The sequence below is a fragment of the Tomitella biformata AHU 1821 genome (genome assembly GCF_000524475.1).
GTDB classification, from domain to species: domain Bacteria; phylum Actinomycetota; class Actinomycetes; order Mycobacteriales; family Mycobacteriaceae; genus Tomitella; species Tomitella biformata.
The window spans coordinates 113,408-132,489 of record NZ_BAVQ01000070.1 but is presented as its reverse complement, the minus strand read 5'-3'; the positions used below and the strand labels follow the sequence as shown (position 1 = coordinate 132,489).

Below are 19,082 nucleotides of genomic sequence, written 5' to 3'. Positions count from 1 at the left end.
CCCTTTGGTGAGACGTTGGTGCGTTCGCAGCCCGGCGGTCGCTGTGGACCAGCCTAGTCAGCCTGGCATCAGCCGGGCCACAAACTTGCTATTGCCTCACTCAACTACCATCAAGTTGAGTCTATTCCGCTCAACCTTACGAGTGGCCGAGATCACCGCGCCGGAACCAGCTCGAAGCCCTTATAACCCGCCGCCGCAACCTCCGCGATCTGGCGGCCGTAGTTGCCGAAGCCGCCCGCGTAGAGCATGAACACCCGTGGCTTGCCCTCGATGTTGGCGCCAAGATACCACGAGTTCGCCTGTGGGAAAAGGGTTTTCGCGGCCAGCTCACCGCACTGGGCCATCCACTCCGCGGCGGCGTCCGCGGCGGCCTCGGCGGTCGCGAGCCCGTTCGCATCGAGGTGCGCAATGAGGGCCCCGATCCAGTCCACATGCTGCTCGGAGGCGAGCACCATGTTCGCCAGCACGCCGGGGCTGCCCGGGCCGGTCACGGTGAACAGGTTGGGGAAGCCGGGCACGCCGATGCCGAGGTAGGTCTGCGGGCCGGCCGTCCACTCCTCGCGCAGCAGCGCACCACCGCGGCCGCGAATGTCAATGCGGTCGAGGGAGCCTGTGATCGCGTCGAAACCAGTGGCGAACACGATCGCGTCGAGCTCGTAGTGCGCATCCGTCGTCTGGATCCCCGTCTCGTCGATAGCCGCGATGGGGGCCGCCCGCAGGTCGACCAGCGTGACGTTGTCGCGGTTGTACGTCTGGAAGTAGCCGGAGTCGGTGACGATCCGCTTCGTGCCGATGGGATGGTCGGTAGGCACCAGCGCGTCGGCGATCGCCGGGTCCTCGATGACCGCGCGGATCTTGCGCTCCGCGAAATCGCGGGCCAGATCGTTGGCCTCGAGGCTGCTCATCTGGTCCGCGAACGTCTTGCCGAACAGGACGCCGCCCCTCTCCCAGTAATGCTCGAACTCCGCCTCGCGCTCCGCCGCCGACACCTCGAGGGCGCTGAGCGGGTTGGGCACGAATGGGGAGCCGCCGCCGCTGAGGAAGGACTTGCGGCGGCGCTCGGCGTAGCCGGCCTTCTGCTCGCTGCGGGTGGCCTCGTCCAGGGGCCGGTTGCAGGCGGGCACCGAGAAGTTGGGCGTGCGCTGGAATACCTTGAGCTCCGCGGCCTGCTCCGCGATCAGCGGGATGGACTGGATGCCCGACGACCCGGTGCCGATCACGCCGACGCGCTTGCCCGAGAAGTCGAAGCCCGCGTGCGGCCAGTTGCCCGTGTGCAGGATCTCGCCGGCGAAGCTGTCGCGACCCGGGACGTTTGGCAGGTTGGTCGTGGACAGCGCGCCGGTGGCGAACACGCAGAACCGCGCGGTGACCGCGTCGCCCTGGTCCGTGGTGACGCGCCAGGTGCTTGCGTCCTCGTCGAAGGTCGCCGACTGCACGCGGGTGTCGAAGCGGAACCCGTCGCCCAGGCCGAACCGGTCCGCGACGTGCTCAAGGTAGCGCAGGATCTCCGGCTGGGTGGCGTAGCGCTCGGACCAGTCCCACTCCTGCTGCAGCGCGTCGTCGAAGGAGTACGAGTAGTCGACGGACTCCACGTCGCAGCGGGCGCCCGGGTACCGGTTGAAGTACCAGGTGCCGCCCACGCCGGAGCCCGCCTCGAAGCCCTGGACGCTCAGACCTTGCCCGCGCAAGCGGTGCATCGCGTACAGCCCCGCGATGCCCGCGCCGACCACCACCACGTCCACGTTTTTTCTCGCCATGCCCATTCCCGTCTCACTCAATTAGCTCGTCTGACCTGCACGCTACGATCCGCGCGGCCCTCCCGGAATAGCCCCTTCCACCAGGTGGGCCATTCTCAATGCTGTTTTGGCACAACAGATCTGACGGTCAGGTCTCACCGGGACGTAGCGCGCCAGACAGCGTCCGAGCCCGGATGCCGGCCAGCCGCTCGAAGGCCTCGGAGTGCGTGAGGATCCAAAACTCGTCGCGGGCGATGCCGTCGAACAGCAGCCGTGCGGCCGTCTCCGCACTGATCCCCTGCTCCCGCACCGCGTCGCGCCAGCGCGCCATCTCGTCGGTCGCCCCCGGGACGGGCTCCGCGTCCTCGAAGATGTTGGTCGCGACGTGGGCGGGCGCGAATACCGACACCTTCACCTGCGGGAATTCCGCCGCGCACTCCAGGTAGAGGCACTCGGTCAGCGCCTGTACTGCATGCTTGGAGGCGGTATAGGCCGCCATCCGCGGCATGATTCCGATGCCGCCAACAGAGCTGGTGTTGACCACCCGCGATGGGCGCGGGTCCGCGCCCATCCGCGGCACGAAGGAGCGGATGCCATGGAAGACGCCGTTCACGTTCACCTCCAGGACCCGCCGCCACTGCTCGGCCGGGATGTCCCAGGTAGGCCCCACGGATTCGAGCCCCGCGTTGTTCACCAGCAGCTCGACGGCACCGAACTCCCTGTAGACGGCATCCGCGAGCGCGTCGACCTGATCCGGGTCGGTGACGTCCGTGGGCACCGCGAGCACCGAATGCCCCTTCGCTGCAAGTTCTCCCGCGACCTCCGCCAGACGCTCCACAGAGATGTCCGCCAGCACCACGCTCATCCCGGCCGCGGCGGCATGCCGGGCTATCGCCGCGCCGATGCCGCTGCTGGCACCGGTGACGACCGCCGTGCCGCCGAACCCCTGTGAGACCATCGCCATTCTCCTATCGCGCGCAGTGGCCGGCGTCGACGGGCAACGTCGCGCCGGTGATGTATCGAGCCTCGTCGGAGGCCAGGAACAGGCTCGCGTTCGCGACGTCCCGCGGGTCCAGCAGCGGGACCGGCAACAGGTGCATCGTCTGTGCGGCGGCCTCGAACTGCGCCTGCGTCGGCTCCGCCACCCCGGGTACGAAAGTCCGCATTGTGGCCGGGTTCTGCACCATGTCCGTGCGGGTGTTCGCGGGGTGCACGGTGTTGACCCGGATGCGGTGCGGCGCAAGCTCCTTTGCCAGAGACCGCATGAGCCCGACGACGCCGTGCTTGGCCGCGGTGTAGTGGCCGACGCCCACCAGCCCGCGCAGTCCCGCGATGGAGCTGACCAGGATTATCGAGCCGCCCTGGTCGGCGTTGATCATGTGCGGGATCGCCGCTTTGCAGGTCTTCCAGACACCGGTGAGGTTGACGTCCAACATCGTCTGCCACACCTCCGCCGGCATCGTGTCAGCCGGACCGGATGAGCTGATTCCCGCTGTGGCGCAGACGATGTCGAGCCGTCCCAGCTCCCTCACTCCCCGCGCGACAGCGGCGTCCAGCGCCTCCTGGTCCCGCACATCCGCCACCGCCGCAATGGCCCGACGCCCGAGCGCCTCGACCTGCCGCACCGTCTCCGCGAGATCTGCGCTGGTCGCGCCTGGCGTCGTGGAATGTTGCACCGCCGCGCAGCGGTCCACCAGGATCAGGTCCGCGCCCTCCTCCGCGAACCGCACCGCTTGCGCTCGCCCGATCCCGCGCGCCGCGCCGGTGATCAGCGCGGCGTTTCCGTCGAGTCTCATATCAGCCCACCTTCTGCGTCAGTCCGGCGTCTACCACCATTTGCAGCCCCGTGATGTAGCGGGCCTCGTCCGAGGCGAGGAACAGGACCGCGTTGCTCACGTCCACTGCCTCCACCCACGGCACCGGCAAAAGGTGGTTCCTCGAGAGGACCTGTGCCACGTCGTCGGCCGTCGGGGCCGCGAGGTCCGGTCGCAGCCGCGCGAAGGTCGCGGGATTGATGGTCATCGCCGTGTCCACTGCGCCGGGGTGCACGGTGTTGACCCGGATCGACCGCGGCCCAAGCTCGTTCGCCAGAGTCCGGGCCAGCCCGACGACGGCGTGCTTGGCCGCGGTGTAGTGCGAGGCGCCGGCCACCGCCTTGATGCCAGCGGTCGAGCTGATGATGATTACCGAGCCGCCGCCGGGCCCCAGCGCAGCGACCCCCGCCTTCACGGTGTGCCAGACGCCGGTGAGGTTCACGGCCATCGAGCGCTCCCAGAGGTTCTCGTCGATGGTCCACGACGGCCCCGGGTTCTCCGTCACGCCGGCGTTCGCGACGATGGTGTCGAGTCTGCCCAACTCCGCCACGCCCGTGCCGACCCCGGCCTCGACGGCTGCCAGGTCGCAGACGTCGGCGACGGCCGTCACGACGCGCCGCCCATGCGCCCGCACCATCATCGCGCTCTCCGCCAGCGCGCCTTCAGCGACGTCGAGCGCGATGATGTCCGCGCCCTCCTCCGCTAGTCGCACTGCGTGCGCACGCCCCATCCCGGCTCCCGCGCCGGTGATCAGCGCGACCTTTCCTGCCATCCGCAACATTGGTGGTCCTCTCTGTTCATGCGCTGACGTTATGGACAGTGGTCGCCGTTCAGCGGACGGTCGCCCATCTGACGGGACATTCCCGCCGGGGTAGACGGAGAGATGGATCAGACCCGGAGCACTTAGCCCGATCCCCTTCCCAACCCCGCCCCAATGTGCAACCATTGTCCTAACAGAAACTAGCAGTTCAACACCACATTACGACGTGAATCCTCGAAGGGGTCCGCATGACCACAGCCGATACCGCGCCGACGGCCATCATGGAACGCATCTCGCTGGTCCTCGACACCTTCGAGGGGCCGGGCCACCTGACATTGGCCCAGGTCACCCGGCGGACCGGCCTGCCCCGCTCGACAACCCACCGCATGCTGGAGCGGCTGGTGGCTATGCGGTGGCTCAGCCGCGAAGGCAGCAACTACGAGCTCGGGACCAGGCTCATAGAGCTGGGGTCGCTTGCCGTGCAGCAAAACCGTCTCCACAGCGCGGCGCTGCCGGTGCTGCATGAGCTGCACCGCGTGACCGGACACATCGTGCACCTGGGCATCCTCGATGGCCCGGACGTGGTCTACCTGGCGAAGATCGGTACCCCCGGCGCGGCCGTGCCGGAGAGTCGCGTCGGCGGCCGAATCACCGCAGCGCGGTCCCCCATTGGCCGCATCCTGCTGGCGGACACCGTCCACCACTCCGCGGATCCCCACCTCTCGCGGATCCGCGACGACGGCATCGCCTTCGTCAACGCGGGCGTGGTCTGCGGGATCGGCGCGCCGGTCGCGCACAACGGCTCAGCCATCGCCGCCGTCTCCATCTGCGGTCCGTCCGCGACCCTCAGACTGGACCACAACGCCGCGGCCCCCGTGCGGATCGCGGCGAGCACCATCGTGCGTCGACTCCGCGCCGACGACGGCCACCTTGCGCCGGTCCTGCAGCGTCGAGACCAATTGCGGGCCATGCCCACCGCGACGCCCCGCCCCCACCTGCAGTACGCCTAGCCCCCCGCACAGTTGAGGAACCCCATGCCGCTCGCCGACGACGCCCAGACCATGCTCGACGCCCTGAACGCCAGCTTCCCGCGCGTCGAGGAGATGACTGGGGCTGACGCGCGTGCCGCGGTGCTCGCCCGAAAGCGGCTCTCGGACAATCCCGAGCGTGTCGGCTCGGTCGAGGACCTCGTCATCGACGGCCCCGGAGGCGCACTCCCGCTGCGGGTCTACCAGCCGCTAGTCGTCCCCCACGGCGGCCCTCGACCCGCCGTGGTCTTCGCGCATGGCGGCGGCTTCGTCTTCTGCGACCTCGACACCCATGACGAGCTGTGCCGAACCATGGCCAATGCCGTTGGCGCGGTGGTGGTCTCGGTCGACTACCGGCTAGCCCCCGAGCATCACGCGCCAGCCGCCGCACAGGACGTCTACGCGGCTCTGGCGTGGACCCGGGCATCCTGCGCCCAGCTACACGCGGACCCGGCGCGCATCATCGTCGCGGGCGACAGCGCGGGCGGCAACCTCGCGGCGGTCACCGCACTGATGGCCCGCGACCTCGGCGGCCCCGCGCTCGCGGCGCAGGTCCTAATCTATCCGGTCATCGGCGACGACTTCGCCACCCCGTCCTATCTGGAGTTCGCCGAGGGCCACTTCAACACCCGGGCTGCCATGCGTTGGTACTGGGAGCAATACGCCCCCGGCGGCACGAGTGCCGCGGCCGAGCCGCACCGAGTCTCCCCCATCCTGGCCAGCACCCTGGCCGGCCTGCCCCCCGCCGTCGTCCTCACCGCCGCATGCGACCCGCTCGACTCCGAGGGAAGCGCCTACGCCGACCGGCTCCGCGAGGACGGTGTGCCCACCATCCACCGCCGCCACGACGGCATCTTCCACGGCTTCCTCACAATCCCGTCGCTGGCGATCACCGGCCGGGCTCGCGCGCAGTTGTGGGCCGATTTGGCAGTACTGATTGCCTGATGGACGCGCGGAACTAAAATCGGGTGATGCGCGAAAGCCCTGACGAGCTCGACCAACTCCAGGATCTACTCGATGCGTCCCTGGCCCTGTCCACCGTGACGGCGACGGGCGAACCGCCGCCAAGGCTCGTCACCTCGCCGCCCGCCCGGCCGCCAGCATCGCGCACCTGCGCGGCGAGGACCTTGGCGTGTTCGCGCACGGCTCGGTGGAGATCCTCAACCCCAGCGAGCGCGAGCCCGCCGAGGACTGGCCGAGACTGCTTCCCTACTTCAAGGGCTTCTACGGCAACGACGCGTTCGACTGGGAGAACGAGGTCGTCTACTACCGGCTCCGGCCACACTGGATGACCGTGTACGCACCCGACGTCGAGAGGCTGACCGCCGGGCGCTGATCAATCCTCGAGGAAGTCCTCGATGGCCCGCCAGCGGCCCGGCTCGATTGGCACCGGATTGCCCAGGCCGTCCTTGTGCTTGACGGTGGCCAATTGCCGTGCGGCCTCGTCGATGTCGTCGAGCAACGCCCGCGCGAGGTCCAGCTCCGCGTCGAAGTAGCGCGTCGCCCACGTCAGGCTCATCGTCGGGAAGGCCCAGCCGGGCTCGGCGCGGGAGTGCTCGGCTCGCAGCGCGGCCTGCGCGCGCTGGCCCTCGATATTCTCGATGTGCGCGCGCACGATGGCCTTGAGTTCCTCGGGCTTGTTGAGGTGCCCCATCCACAGGCGCAGCATCACACCGTGCTTGAGCACCGGAGCCTCCACCGGCGCCTCCCGCGACCAGTCCCGCGCGGCCCGGGTGCCGAGCTCGGTGATCGCGTACTCCCGGCGATCGCGCTCCCCCGCCTGCGTGACCACCCGGGACTCCGCCAACCCCAGCGACTCCAACTTCTTCAGCTCCGCGTAGACCTGGCTGATCGATGGGCTCCAATAGAAGAAGCCGATGCTCCAGTCCGCCCACTTCTTGGCGTCGTAACCGGTCAACGGCTCGCTGTGCGTGAGCATCCCGAGCACCGCCCAGCTCGTCGCCGGGAGGTTCGGATATGCGGGATCGTTCGGCGAGACCATGCGCCGATCCTAACAACGCGCAGGTCGAGAGCCACCGGCCCTAGACCTGCCGCGCAGCGCCCTCCCAGTACCGCGCGCGCAGAGTCTTCTTGTCCGGCTTGCCGAGCGCGGTCAGCGGGATCGCGTCGAGCACGTCGACGGACTTCGGCGCGTGCACCGAGCCCTTCGCGGATTTGACCATCTCCGTCAGGACGGCCGCGTCGGCGCTCTGGCCGGGGCGGAACACGACGCACGCCTTGACGGCCTCGCCCCACTTCTCGTCCGGCACGCCCACCACGGCCACCGCGGCGACGGCCGGGTGCGCGGAGATCACGTCTTCGATCTCGCGGGGAAACACGTTGAAGCCGCCGGTGACGATCATGTCCTTCTTGCGGTCCACGATCGACAGGAACCCCTGTCGATCCGCCCGCGCGATATCGCCGGTGTGCAGCCAGCCGCCGCGTAGCGCCTCCGCCGTCTCCTCGGGCTTGTTCCAGTAGCCCTTCATCACCAGCGGCCCGCGCACGCAGATCTCGCCGAGCTCACCCTGGGCCACCTCGTTCAGGTCGTCGTCGAGCAGCCGCACGTCCAGCCACGGCACCGGCCGGCCGCACGACGCGAGCCGCTCCGGGTTGTCCAGGTCATGCTCCTCGCGGTGCAGCACCGCGATCGACATGCCGCACTCCGACTGGCCGTAGAACTGGAAGAACACCGGGCCCAGCTTCTCGATACCCTCGCGCAGGCGGGCCGGTGCCATCGCCGCGGCGCCGTAGAACAGCGTCTCGAGGCTGGATAGGTCGCGGGTGTCGATGTCGGGGTGGTCCAGGAGCATGTAGATCATGGTCGGGACCAGCATGGTCGCGTTGATCTTGTGCTTCTCGATCGCGGCGAGCACCGCGCCGGGCTCGAAGGCCGGCAGCACCACCAGCGCTCCCCCGCGCAGCAGCGTCGGCAGGAAGAACGCGGCGCCGGCATGCGAGAGGGGCGTGGCGACGAGAAAGCGCACTTCCTCGGGCAGCTGCCACTCCGACATTTGGATCTGCGGCAGCGTCGCGCCCGAGCGATAGGTGTTGACGACGCCCTTCGGCTTGCCCGTGGTGCCGCCGGTGTAGACCATGCTCGACGGGTCGTCGCCGTCCACGTCCGCCGCCACGAGCCGCCGCGGCTCGAACGTCGCGGCCAGCGCGAGGATGTCGACGCCCACCTCAGACGGGCCGAGCGAGAGCAGGAGCGTGATCGACGGGCACGACGCCTTGAGCGCCGCCGCCCGCTCCTCGAAGTGGACCGGGTCGAAGACGATCATCTCGATCTCCGCGTCCGCCACCACATACTGGTGATCGTCGAAGGAGCCCGACGGGTTCAGCGCGGTGTTGCGGCAGCCGGCGACGATGGTCGCGCCCATGCTGATGAGCACCTCCGGGCGGTTCTTCGACAGCATCGAGGCGGGAGTGCCCTTGCCGATGCCCAACGAGTCCAGGGCCTGGATGAAGCGGCTGATCTCATCGCGCAGCTCGCCAGCCGTCAGGACGACATCGTCCAGGTACAGGGCCGGGCGGTCGGCGTTGCGTTCCAGCGCGCGGATCAACAGGTCCGGCATGTACTGCATCCGGTGCAAAGCGTCGCCCTGCTCCTGTGCCGTATTATTCTGGGCTGCCGACTGGATGGACTCGTGCTCAATGGACATTGCCGCTCCGCTCTCGTGGTGATCTGTCTTACACTAGAACAGAAACTGATACAGGTTCTAATTCCGCCCCCCATACACGAGAAGTCCGGCGCGCATGAGCACTCGGGAAAACTAGTAATCTATGGGCCGGTCGCCCACCAGAGCCAGCCAGAAGAGGGGGTCAGCAGACTTGGCACCGTCGCACCGCCTACATACCCTGCCGATGACCCCGTCCGCAGAGCTCATCTCAATACTCGAAGAAGACTCCGATCGGTTCATGGCCGATTTCTACGCCCACTTCTTCGCCCTGGCCCCCGACGCCCGGGGGATGTTCCCCGCGAATATGGTCGACCAACGCCAGATCCTGTTCCAGGTGCTCGAGTACGTCCTGGAGACCCTCTACAGCCGCATCGGCGAGGCGGAGATGATCGCGTTCTTGAGCCAGCTGGGCCGTGACCACCGCAAATACGGCGTCACGTCCGCGCACTACAAGGCATTCAGCACGGCGTTGGTCAAGGAGATCATCCGCTGCCTGGACGATCGCCGTACACCCGCGATGAACAACCTCATCACCCAGCTCATCACCCTCACCGCCGGCGTCATGGACGCCGCCGCGCAGAGCGAGGCGAAGACTCTGCCCCCCTACTGGGAGGCGACGGTGGTCGAGCACATCAGGCTCGGCCGCGACCACGCGCTGATCCGGCTCGAGGCCGACGGCCCACTGCCCTATGCCGCCGGCCAGTACATCAGTGTCCAGACGCCGCAGCAGCCCGGCACCTGGCGCTACCTCTCGCCGACGATGCCCGCGGACCCCCACGGACTGCTGGAGTTCAACGTCAAGGCGATCGAGGGCGGCGCGGTCAGTCCGCTGCTGGTGTCCAGCACTCGGACCGGCGACCGCTGGCGGATCGGCGCGCCCCACGGATCTCTCCACGTGGACCGCGAGAGCGGGCAGGACGTGTTGATGGTGGCTGGCGGCACCGGCATCGCGCCACTCCGCGCGTTGATCCTCGAGATGTGCAAGTACGGCCACAATCCCCGCGTGCACCTGTTCTACGGAGCGAAGTATCCGGGTGAGCTCACGGAGATGGCCACGCTCTGGCAGCTATCGATCACGAATCCGTGGTTGACCGTCGTGCCGGTGTCCGAGGAGGAGGACGATCCCTGGTGGCTGGCCAGCGGCCGATCCGCGCAGCCGGGGAATCCGCACACCGGAATGCATGCCCGGCAGACCGGCACGCTCGCCGACATCGTCACCTCATATGGCGGCTGGTCGGATCGGCAGATTCTCATCAGCGGCGCGCCCGGGATGATCCAGCACACCATGCGCAGGCTCGTCGAGCGCGGGGCCCCGCCGGCGGGTATCTCCTACGACCCCTACTAGCGCTGGTTGCGGGGCTTCCAGACCACAATCGCGCTGCCCGGCCGGAACGGCACGATGTCCGCGCGCGGGCGGCCGGTCCGCGCCTGCAACTGCGCTATCTGCTGGTCCATCTCCGCGACCCGCTGGCTGAGCGCCTCCACCTGGGTCGTCAGCTCGATGATCCGCTTGATGCCCGCGAGGTTCACGCCCTCGTCCTGAGACAGCCGCTGCACCTCGCGCAGCAGGTCCACGTCCCGGTCCGAGTATCGCCGGCCGCCGCCGGACGTGCGGGCCGGCTTGACTAGCCCGATGCGGTCGTAGGTGCGCAGCGTCTGCGCGTGCATACCCGCCATCTCCGCGGCCACGGAGATGCCGAACAGCGTCGCCTCAACGGCGCTGCGCGGTGCCCGTTCGTCCCGTCCCGACGTGTTCATCACACACCTGCCCAATCCTCACGTGGATCGAAGCCGCATTCCTTCTCCGCCGCGGCGTACGCCTCGAGGGCCGCTATGGCCTCCGCGCTCAGCTTCGGCGGTACGGCGGTCCGGACGGTGACCAGCAGGTCGCCGGCGCCGCCCTTGCGTCGCGGCACGCCCTTGCCGCGCACGCGCAGCGTCCGGCCATCCGCGGTGCCGGCAGGGATCTTCATGCCAACCTTGCCATCGAGCGTCGGGATCGACACCGTGGTGCCGAGCGCCAACTCGCTGAAGGAGACCGGCACGGTCAGCGTCAGATGATCGCCGTCGCGGGCGAACACCCGGTCCGCGGTGACGTGCACCGTCACATAGAGGTCGCCGGAGGGCGCGCCCCGCAGGCCCGCCTGGCCCTGGCCCGCAAGCCTGATCCGCTGCCCGTCCTTGACCCCCGATGGCACCCGCACGCTGATAGTGCGGGTCCGAGTGGTCACGCCGGTGCCGGCGCAGTCCCCACAGGGGTTCTCCACCGTCGAGCCGGTGCCGCGGCAATCCGAGCAGGGCTCGCTGAACGCGAAGTGCCCCTGGTTGCGGTTGATCACGCCCGCGCCGTTGCAGCTGGCGCAGACCTTCGGGCTGGTGCCCGGGCGCGCTCCGCTGCCATGGCAGGTGGTGCACGGGCTGGGGCTGGTCAACTGCAAAGGCACGACAGACCCGAGCGCCGCCTCGCGGAACTCCAGAGTCGTTTCCGTCTCGATGTCGTTGCCGCGGCTGGGCCGGCTGGGCCGCGAGCCACGGTTGAACAGCCCGCCGAACATGTCGTTCATGCCGGAGCTGCCACCCGAGCCGCCCTGCCCGAAGAGGTCGCTCAGGTCGATGTTCTCCGAACGGAAGCCGCCGCGGCCGGTGCCGGGACGAAAGCCCCCGTTGCCGAGGCCGCCCGACGCGAAGACCCGCCTGGCCTCGTCGTACTCCTTGCGCTTGGCCTGGTCGGCCAGCACCGCATTGGCCTCGCTGACCGACTTGAACCGCGACTCGGCCTTCTTGTCCCCCGGATTGGCATCCGGATGAAGTTCCTTGGCCAGCTTTCGGTAGGCCTTCTTGATTTCGTCCTGTGTTGCGGTGGACGAGACACCCAGGTCTGCATAGAAATCTCGCTCCACCCACTCGCGCTGCGTCACTGGGCGCCTCCTCCCTCCGTAAGTACTGCTATCGATGTTGGGCCTGATAGCGCGAGACCGACGATCACCGGTCTCGCGCTATCATGCCTGGTCACTCTGTTTGCGCGTCGCCTTCTGGGCTATCCCCAGCGGGACGGTCCTCGACGACGACCATTGCGGTGCGCAATACCCGGTCGTCCGCGCGGTAGCCGCGCCGCAGCACCACCGCCAGCACCGGGACGTCGCCGTCACCGGAATGCTGCACGGCCTCGTGTAGCTCCGGGTCGAAGCCGTCGCCGACCTCGCCGAAGGCCGTCAGGCCCTGGCCCGTGAGCGCGCCGAGCAGCTTGTCGGAGAACGCGCGGAGCGGGCCCTCCTCCAGGTCGCCGTGCGCTCGCGCCCGATCCACATCGTCCAAGACATCCAGCATTGACGCGAGCACCGCGCCCTTCGCCTTCACCTTGGCGTCCTCGATGTCGCGCTGGGTCCGCTTGCGGAAGTTCAGGAACTCCGCGTGCTTGCGCTGCAGGTCGTTGGTCAGCTCGGCAATCTTCGCGTCGTGATCCGACTCGCCGCCAGTGGCCTCGGCGGCATCTGCCGCGTCGAGCACCTGGCCGTCGAGCACCTGACCATCGAAACCCTGGTCGTCTCCCACTGGGGCGTCAGCCGCGGGGCCGTCCCCGGCGGGCTGCCCCGCCGGGTCCGTCTCGCGAGCCTCGCCCAGGTCGGGGCGCTCGCCCGCCTTGGGGTTCTGGGGCTCGTTCGTCACTTCTGCTCCTGGTCCGATCCCGCGTCGTCGACAACCTCGGCGTCAACGACATCGTCGTTGCCATCGGCGCTCTCGCCGCCGTCAGCGCCGCCCTCGGCTGCCGAGGCGTCGTAGATCGCCTGGCCCAGCTGCTGCGAGTCGGTGTTCAGCTTCTCCACCGCAGTCTTGATCGCGGAGATGTCGCCACCGGCCAGCGCATCCTTCGCGCCCTGGATGGAGGCCTCGACGGTCTCCAGGATTTCATCGGAGACCTTCCCCGGGCTCTCCTTGTTCTCCTTGACGAACTTCTCCGTCTGGTAAACGAGAGACTCGGCCTGGTTGCGGACGTCGGCCTCCTCGCGGCGGGCCTTGTCCTCATCGGCGTGCGCCTCAGCGTCCTTGACCATGCGGTCGATCTCTTCCTTGGACAAGCCGGAGCCGTCCTGGATCTTGATCGTGTTCTCCTTGCCGGTGCCCTTGTCCTTGGCCGTGACGTGCACGATGCCATTCGCGTCGATGTCGAAGGTGACCTCGATCTGCGGGACGCCGCGGGGTGCCGGCGGGATGCCCGTCAGCTCGAAAGAGCCGAGGAGCTTGTTGTGCGCGGCAATCTCGCGCTCACCCTGGAACACCTGGATCTGCACCGACGGCTGGCTATCGTCCGCCGTGGTGAAGGTCTCGGAGCGCTTGGTCGGGATCGTGGTGTTGCGCTCGATGAGCTTGGTCATCACGCCGCCCTTGGTCTCGATACCCAGCGAGAGCGGGGTGACATCGAGCAGCAGGACGTCCTTAACCTCGCCCTTGAGCACGCCAGCCTGGAGCGCGGCGCCGACTGCGACGACCTCGTCCGGGTTGACGCCCTTGTTGGGCTCGCGGCCGCCGGTCATCTCCTTGACCAGCTCGGTCACGGCGGGCATGCGGGTGGAGCCGCCGACGAGGACCACGTGGTCGACATCGCCGATCGCGACGCCCGCGTCCTTGATGACGGACTGGAACGGCGTGCGGGTGCGGTCCAGCAGATCCTGGGTGATCTTCTGGAACTCGCTGCGCGTGAGCTGCTCGTCGAGGAACAGCGGGTTCTTGTCCGCGTCCACGGTGATGTAGGGCAGGTTGATGGACGTCGACTGCGAGCTGGACAGCTCGATCTTCGCCTTCTCCGCGGCCTCGCGGAGACGCTGCAGGGCCATCTTGTCCTTGGTCAGGTCAATGCCGCTGCTGGCCTTGAACTTGTCGACGAGCCAGGTGACGACGCGCTCGTCCCAGTCGTCGCCGCCCAGGTGGTTGTCGCCGGAGGTCGCGCGGACCTCGACGACGCCGTCGCCGATCTCCAGCAGGGACACGTCGAACGTGCCGCCGCCGAGGTCGAAGACCAGGATGGTCTGTTCCTTCTCACCCTTGTCCAGGCCGTACGCCAGTGCGGCGGCGGTGGGCTCGTTGACAATCCGCAGGACGTTCAGTCCCGCGATCTGCCCGGCTTCCTTGGTGGCCTGGCGCTGGCTGTCCTCGAAGTACGCGGGGACGGTGATCACGGCGTCCGTGATCTCCTCGCCCAGGTACGCCTCGGCGTCGCGCTTGAGCTTCATCAGCGTGCGGGCGCTGATCTCCTGCGGGGTGTAGTTCTTGTCGTCGATGGCGACCGACCAGTCGGTGCCGATGTGGCGCTTGACGGACCGAATGGTCCGGTCGACGTTGGTGACGGCCTGGTTCTTCGCGGGCTGGCCCACGAGGACCTCGCCGTTCTTCGCGAAGGCCACGACGGAGGGCGTGGTGCGCGCGCCCTCGGCGTTGGCGACGACGACGGCCTCGCCGCCCTCGAGTACCGAGACGACCGAGTTGGTCGTCCCGAGGTCGATTCCGACCGCACGTGCCATGATTTCCTCCTGTGATTAGGGACTTTGCATTCGCTGCTTCGTCTAGCTCAGATGTGCCGCGCTGAACCCGCGGCACAAAGTCGCGGGCTCAACGTGCCCCCACTACCCCGGGGGACGTTGAGCACTATGCGCTCAATCTTGCATCAGGCGACTGGCGCCCGTCAAGTGGAGTTGAGTCACATACACTCAAGCTAGTCAGTAGCCCCAACCATCCTCGTCGCGGATTTGTTCCCGACGCACGCCCTGCCGCTCGGGCACAGCAGCGCGGCCCGGGCACCGCTTGGGTGCCCGGGCCGCGCAATGCAAACTTCTAGCCAGCGGGGAACAGCGACGGCAGCGCGAACGAGCCGCCGATCAGGGTTCCGATAAGTCCGCCGATGCCAGCCCCCGCAGTGCAGCCGGCGATGCTACCCGCGATGGGCGCCGCGGTGCCCGCCGCGGTGCCCAGCAGCAGGCAACCAATGCCAGCGCCAACCGCGGTGCCAGCAAATCCGCCAATTGTCGTGTAGGTGCCAAGCTGATCTGCGAACCCCTCGAGATTCAGCGCCGGGGGCGCCGGCTCTGCGGACGCGACGCCGGCCACGCCGACCGTCGAACCGATGACAATGGCTGCGGCCGCCACAGGAGCGGCAATCATACGTGCAAGCTTCATGGGATTCTCCTACGGGTGAATATCGTGGACACCGCGCTTGTGCGCGGGGAAATCAGTGAGTAAAGCCATCAACTACGGGACAAGCGTCGGAAGCACTACGGCACCTAGCCCAATGGAACCGCCAAGCAATTCGCCGATTAGGCCAGCAGCGCCCTGAAAGTTCGCAAGGTCGCCGCCTGCGGATCCAAGACCCATGTCTAACAAGCCCCCAATAGACCCGCCGACCTGCATACCGGTCCCAATTCCGCCAGCAATGTCCCCAATCGGGTCTGCCGCCGCAACACCTACCGTCGAGACCATCAACCCCGCCACCAGAAGCGGTGCAGCCACAAACGTCATACGTTTCATTGTCGGCCCATTCCCTTGACCTCACGGTGAGCTGCGCGACAGCTCATCTTTGGCTCAGATAGTAACCGACACCACAGGTGGAACACAATAAACGACTTCGGTCCTCGGATTAATTTGCACCCAGCCCCAGCAGCGCCGATGGTGCACACGGGACCCAGAGCCCTGCCAGATATGGACACCCTTCCCTCGCTCACCCGAGGGCGACCACCTACGCTGATCGCTAAGACTGGGAATTTTCAGTCGTCCAGCCTGGATAGACACGGTGTACCCGCCAGTAACATAGATCTAGTTACCAGCCAGTAACCCGCCTTGTGACCGCCCCGAAGAAGGGACCGAAATGAATGCCCTGACAATCACGTTGGGCACCATCGCCGCTTTGATCAGCCTTGTCTGTTGGGCATCATTCGGCTCTGGCGTCTGGCGAATCGTCAAGACCATCTCGCTCGGCCAGCCCGACCGGACCCGCAACGGCCCGTTCGTGCCGCGCCTGAAGACGATGGTCGTCGAGTTCATCGCGCACACCAAGATGGTGAAGATCCGCAGCGTCGGCATCTTCCACTGGCTCGTGATGATCGGCTTCCTCGGCGGCGCGCTCCTGTGGTTTGAGGCCTACGGCGAGATCTACAGCCCGAGCTTCCACTGGCCCATCTTCGGCGCGTGGAACATCTGGTCCCTGTGGAGCGAACTGCTGGGCATCGGCACCGTCATCGGCATCACCGCGCTGATGATCATCCGCCAGATGAACCACCCCCGCACCCCCGCCAAGATGGCCCGATTCACCGGCTCGGACTTCAAGGCCGCCTACTTCGTCGAGTGGGTCGTGCTGGTCGAGGGCCTGGGCATGATCTTCGTGAAGACCTTCAAGATCGCCAGCGGCATCGAGGACCCGCCGATCTGGACATCGTTCTTCACCCACTACTTCGCGATGCTCTTCGACGGCATCCCCGAGATCTCCGTCAGCTACGCGGCCCTCGTCAAACTGCTCTCCGGCATGCTGTGGCTCGCCGTCGTCGGCCGCTACGTCACCTGGGGCGTCGCCTGGCACCGCTTCTCCGCGTTCTTCAACATCTACTTCAAGCGCGAGGACGACGGCGGGCCCGCGCTCGGCGCGGTCAAGCCGATGATGTCCGGCGGCAAGATCCTGGATATGGAGGAGGCCGACCCCGACGTCGACGCGTTCGGCGCCGGCAAGATCGAGGACTTCTCCTGGAAGGGCTGGCTCGACTTCACCACGTGCACCGAGTGCGGCCGCTGCCAGAGCCAGTGCCCCGCCTGGAACACGGGCAAGCCGCTGAGCCCCAAGCTGATGATCATGTCGCTGCGCGACCACGGCTTCGCCAAGGCCCCCTACCTCCTTGCCGGCGGCAAGAAGGACATGGAGGGCAACGAGGTCGGCTTAGTCGACGCGGACGGAAACCCCGATGAGGCCAAGCTGGCCGCCATCCCCGAGGCCGCCCGCCGGGAGGCCGACCGCAAGCTGGTCGGCGACCTGATCGAGGGTGAGCTCGCCCCCGTCTTCGACGCCGAGGCGCTCTGGTCCTGCACCAACTGCGGCGCGTGCGTCGAGCAGTGCCCGGTGGACATCGAGCACGTTGACCACATCGTCGATATGCGCCGCTACCAGGTGCTCATCGAGTCGGAGTTCCCGTCCGAGCTGGCCGGGCTGTTCAAGAACCTGGAGAACAAGGGCAATCCGTGGGGCCAGAACTCCCAGGACCGCCTCAGCTGGATCTCCGAGATGGACTTCGATATCCCCGTGTTCGGCAAGGACGTCGACTCCTTCGAGGACTTCGAGTACCTGTTCTGGGTCGGCTGCGCCGGCGCCTACGAGGACCGCGCCAAGCGCACCACCAAGGCTGTCGCGGAGCTCCTGAACATCGCGGCCGTGAACTTCATGGTCCTGGGCGACGGTGAGACCTGCACCGGCGACCCTGCCCGACGCGCCGGCAACGAGTTCCTGTTTCAGCAGCTCGCGATGCAGAACGTCGAGACCATCAACGGGCTCTTCGACGGCGTCGAGAAGCGCAAGCGCAAAGTCGTCGCGACCTGCGCCCACTGCTTCAACACCCTGACCAATGAGTACCCGGAGATCGGCGGCAACTACGAGGTTGTCCACCACACCCAGCTGCTCAACCGGCTGGTTCGCGACAAGCGCCTCGTGCCCGTCGCCAGCCCGGCGAAGGAGGACGTGACTTACCACGACCCCTGCTTCGTCGGCCGCCACAACAAGATCTACGACGCACCCCGTGAGCTCATCGGCACCAATGCGAACATCGTCGAGATGCCGCGCAACGCCGAACGGTCCCTCTGCTGTGGCGCCGGTGGCGCACGCATGTGGATGGAGGAGCAGGTCGGCAAGCGCATCAATATGGAGCGTGTCGACGAGGCCCTGACCACCAAGCCGAAGAAGATTGTCACAGCCTGCCCGTTCTGCAAGGTGATGATGGCCGATGGCGTCACCGCCAAGGAGGACGCCGCCGCGGGTGTCGAGGTTGTCGACGTCGCGCAGGTGCTCCTCGAGGGTGTTCAGCGGGGCCTGGCCCAGCTGAACGTCAGCTCCCCCGTCCGAGAGAAGGCCGCCGTCGCAGCAGCTCCCGCCGCCGCACCGGTTGCCGCACCGGCCCCCGCGGCCGCACCGGCCCCCGCGGCCGCGCCGGCTCCCGCCGCCGCACCGGCTTCCGCCGCCGCTGCTCCGGGCACCCCGAAGCCCGCGGTCAAGGGACTCGGCATGGCCGGCGGCATGAAGGCCCCCGGCAAGGGCCTGGGCATGGCTGGCGGGTTGAAGGCGCCTGGCGCGAAGGCAGCGGCTCCGGCCGCCGCTGACGCACCGGCCGCCGAGGCTCCCTCGGCACCGAAGCCCGCGGTCAAGGGACTCGGCATGGCTGGCGGCATGAAGCCCCCGGGCGCAAAGAAGGCCGCCGCTCCCACGCCCCCCGCCGCAGCGGCACCCGCCGCTGAGGCACCCGCCGCTGAGGCACCGGCTGCGGATGCTCCGGCCGCCTCGAAGCCTGCGGTCAAGGGACTCGGTATGGCAGGTGGGCTGAAGGCTCCGGGCGCGAAGCGTCCGGGCGCACCCAAGCCCCCCGCCACCGCTCCCGCCGCCCCGGCTCCCGAGGCACCCGACGCACCTGAGGCTCCTGTTGCCGAGGCTCCGGCTGCGGCGGAGAAGCCTGCTGGCCTAGCTGTCAAGCCCAAGGGCCTGGGCATGGCCGGCGGACTGGGCGCACCAGGCGCGAAGCGTCCCGGCGCACCCAAGGCTGCGGCGCCCAAGGCTGCTGAGCCCGCGCCTGCAGTGGAGGCTGAGCCTGCGGCCCCCGAGCCCGCCGCGGTGGCGGACGCTGCCGAGCCTTCTGAGCCTTCTGCGGCTCCTGAGACTCCGCCCCTAAGCGTGAAGCCCAAGGGCCTGGGCATGAAGGGCGGCCTCAAGCCGCCCGGCAAGAAGTAGCGAGAGCATCGACGGATCCCCGTCGGCCAGACGTTAACTCGTCTGACCGGCGGGGATCCGTCGTTAGTGCGCAACCGCCCTACCGATGCGCAATAGTGTG

General features: G+C 67.9%; 16 protein-coding genes. 5 read left to right on the top strand and 11 right to left on the bottom strand.

From position 1 onward, the window contains the following. Positions 1 to 152: 152 nt before the first annotated feature. From TBIF_RS15850 to TBIF_RS15835, 4 genes are all read right to left on the bottom strand, one after another. A complete protein-coding gene (locus TBIF_RS15850; RefSeq protein ID WP_162472301.1) occupies positions 153 to 1,757 on the bottom strand; it encodes a flavin-containing monooxygenase in 1,605 nt (534 codons plus the stop codon). 127 nt (positions 1,758 to 1,884) lie between these two features. After that, on the bottom strand, positions 1,885 to 2,694 hold the full coding sequence (locus tag TBIF_RS15845; RefSeq protein ID WP_024795750.1) for an SDR family NAD(P)-dependent oxidoreductase: 810 nt from the start codon (positions 2,692 to 2,694) through the stop codon (positions 1,885 to 1,887). 10 nt (positions 2,695 to 2,704) lie between these two features. After that, on the bottom strand, positions 2,705 to 3,532 hold the full coding sequence (locus TBIF_RS15840) for a mycofactocin-coupled SDR family oxidoreductase (RefSeq protein ID WP_024795749.1): 828 nt from the start codon (positions 3,530 to 3,532) through the stop codon (positions 2,705 to 2,707). Between the two features lies 1 nt (position 3,533). Beyond that, positions 3,534 to 4,331 carry a mycofactocin-coupled SDR family oxidoreductase gene (locus TBIF_RS15835; RefSeq protein ID WP_024795748.1) on the bottom strand — a complete coding sequence of 266 codons (798 nt, stop codon included), beginning with the start codon at positions 4,329 to 4,331 and terminating at the stop codon, positions 3,534 to 3,536. Positions 4,332 to 4,558: 227 nt separating this feature from the next. On the opposite strand from TBIF_RS15835, the gene TBIF_RS15830 reads away from it, so the two are divergent. From TBIF_RS15830 to TBIF_RS26735, 3 genes are all read left to right on the top strand, one after another. Further along, on the top strand, positions 4,559 to 5,320 hold the full coding sequence (locus TBIF_RS15830; RefSeq protein WP_024795747.1) for an IclR family transcriptional regulator: 762 nt from the start codon (positions 4,559 to 4,561) through the stop codon (positions 5,318 to 5,320). Between the two features lie 24 nt (positions 5,321 to 5,344). Then, positions 5,345 to 6,283: a LipP1 family hormone-sensitive lipase gene (gene lipP1 / locus TBIF_RS15825; RefSeq protein ID WP_024795746.1), complete on the top strand. Its 939-nt coding sequence runs from the start codon at positions 5,345 to 5,347 to the stop codon at positions 6,281 to 6,283. A gap of 187 nt (positions 6,284 to 6,470) precedes the next feature. Continuing rightward, positions 6,471 to 6,674, top strand: a complete 204-nt coding sequence (locus tag TBIF_RS26735) for a hypothetical protein (protein ID WP_372435124.1) — start codon at positions 6,471 to 6,473, stop codon at positions 6,672 to 6,674. On the opposite strand, the gene TBIF_RS15815 is transcribed toward TBIF_RS26735, so the two are convergent. Together TBIF_RS15815 and TBIF_RS15810 are read right to left on the bottom strand one after the other, a co-directional pair. After that, on the bottom strand, positions 6,675 to 7,340 hold the full coding sequence (locus TBIF_RS15815; RefSeq protein ID WP_024795745.1) for a PadR family transcriptional regulator: 666 nt from the start codon (positions 7,338 to 7,340) through the stop codon (positions 6,675 to 6,677). Between the two features lie 40 nt (positions 7,341 to 7,380). Further along, positions 7,381 to 8,925, bottom strand: coding sequence for an AMP-binding protein (locus TBIF_RS15810; RefSeq protein ID WP_038171596.1), 1,545 nt, complete (start codon positions 8,923 to 8,925; stop codon positions 7,381 to 7,383). A 280-nt stretch (positions 8,926 to 9,205) separates the two neighbouring features. Between TBIF_RS15810 and TBIF_RS15805 the strand changes: the two genes are divergently transcribed. After that, a complete protein-coding gene (locus TBIF_RS15805) occupies positions 9,206 to 10,366 on the top strand; it encodes an FAD-binding oxidoreductase (RefSeq protein WP_024795743.1) in 1,161 nt (386 codons plus the stop codon). Here TBIF_RS15805 and TBIF_RS15800 read toward each other — a convergent pair. The 5 genes from TBIF_RS15800 to TBIF_RS24575 all read right to left on the bottom strand — a co-directional run bounded on the left by TBIF_RS15800 (position 10,363) and on the right by TBIF_RS24575 (position 15,189). Beyond that, complete coding sequence (locus tag TBIF_RS15800) at positions 10,363 to 10,779, bottom strand: heat shock protein transcriptional repressor HspR (RefSeq protein WP_024795742.1); 417 nt, start codon at positions 10,777 to 10,779, stop codon at positions 10,363 to 10,365. The two genes, TBIF_RS15805 and TBIF_RS15800, sit on opposite strands and share 4 nt — an antisense overlap. Further along, positions 10,779 to 11,939 carry a molecular chaperone DnaJ gene (dnaJ, locus tag TBIF_RS15795; RefSeq protein WP_024795741.1) on the bottom strand — a complete coding sequence of 387 codons (1,161 nt, stop codon included), beginning with the start codon at positions 11,937 to 11,939 and terminating at the stop codon, positions 10,779 to 10,781. The genes TBIF_RS15800 and dnaJ overlap by 1 nt, the downstream gene beginning before the upstream one ends. A 91-nt stretch (positions 11,940 to 12,030) precedes the next feature. After that, positions 12,031 to 12,687, bottom strand: coding sequence for a nucleotide exchange factor GrpE (gene grpE / locus TBIF_RS23790; protein ID WP_024795740.1), 657 nt, complete (start codon positions 12,685 to 12,687; stop codon positions 12,031 to 12,033). Further along, a complete protein-coding gene (gene dnaK, locus TBIF_RS15785) occupies positions 12,684 to 14,537 on the bottom strand; it encodes a molecular chaperone DnaK (RefSeq protein WP_024795739.1) in 1,854 nt (617 codons plus the stop codon). Before dnaK ends, grpE begins: the two co-directional genes overlap by 4 nt. 310 nt (positions 14,538 to 14,847) lie before the next feature. Then, a complete protein-coding gene (locus tag TBIF_RS24575; RefSeq protein WP_148302295.1) occupies positions 14,848 to 15,189 on the bottom strand; it encodes a hypothetical protein in 342 nt (113 codons plus the stop codon). A gap of 685 nt (positions 15,190 to 15,874) precedes the next feature. On the opposite strand from TBIF_RS24575, the gene TBIF_RS15770 reads away from it, so the two are divergent. Continuing rightward, positions 15,875 to 18,982, top strand: coding sequence for a (Fe-S)-binding protein (locus tag TBIF_RS15770; RefSeq protein ID WP_024795736.1), 3,108 nt, complete (start codon positions 15,875 to 15,877; stop codon positions 18,980 to 18,982). Positions 18,983 to 19,082: the final 100 nt, after the last annotated feature.

Coding starts and splice junctions, on each gene's coding strand:
- TBIF_RS15850 (WP_162472301.1), bottom strand. CDS start 1,757: ATGGCGAGAAAAAACGTGGACGTGGTGGTGGTCGGCGCGGGCATCGCG.
- TBIF_RS15845 (WP_024795750.1), bottom strand. CDS start 2,694: ATGGTCTCACAGGGGTTCGGCGGCACGGCGGTCGTCACCGGTGCCAGC.
- TBIF_RS15840 (WP_024795749.1), bottom strand. CDS start 3,532: ATGAGACTCGACGGAAACGCCGCGCTGATCACCGGCGCGGCGCGCGGG.
- TBIF_RS15835 (WP_024795748.1), bottom strand. CDS start 4,331: ATGTTGCGGATGGCAGGAAAGGTCGCGCTGATCACCGGCGCGGGAGCC.
- TBIF_RS15830 (WP_024795747.1), top strand. CDS start 4,559: ATGACCACAGCCGATACCGCGCCGACGGCCATCATGGAACGCATCTCG.
- lipP1 (WP_024795746.1), top strand. CDS start 5,345: ATGCCGCTCGCCGACGACGCCCAGACCATGCTCGACGCCCTGAACGCC.
- TBIF_RS15815 (WP_024795745.1), bottom strand. CDS start 7,340: ATGGTCTCGCCGAACGATCCCGCATATCCGAACCTCCCGGCGACGAGC.
- TBIF_RS15810 (WP_038171596.1), bottom strand. CDS start 8,925: ATGCAGTACATGCCGGACCTGTTGATCCGCGCGCTGGAACGCAACGCC.
- TBIF_RS15805 (WP_024795743.1), top strand. CDS start 9,206: ATGACCCCGTCCGCAGAGCTCATCTCAATACTCGAAGAAGACTCCGAT.
- TBIF_RS15800 (WP_024795742.1), bottom strand. CDS start 10,779: ATGAACACGTCGGGACGGGACGAACGGGCACCGCGCAGCGCCGTTGAG.
- dnaK (WP_024795739.1), bottom strand. CDS start 14,537: ATGGCACGTGCGGTCGGAATCGACCTCGGGACGACCAACTCGGTCGTC.
- TBIF_RS24575 (WP_148302295.1), bottom strand. CDS start 15,189: ATGAAGCTTGCACGTATGATTGCCGCTCCTGTGGCGGCCGCAGCCATT.
- TBIF_RS15770 (WP_024795736.1), top strand. CDS start 15,875: ATGAATGCCCTGACAATCACGTTGGGCACCATCGCCGCTTTGATCAGC.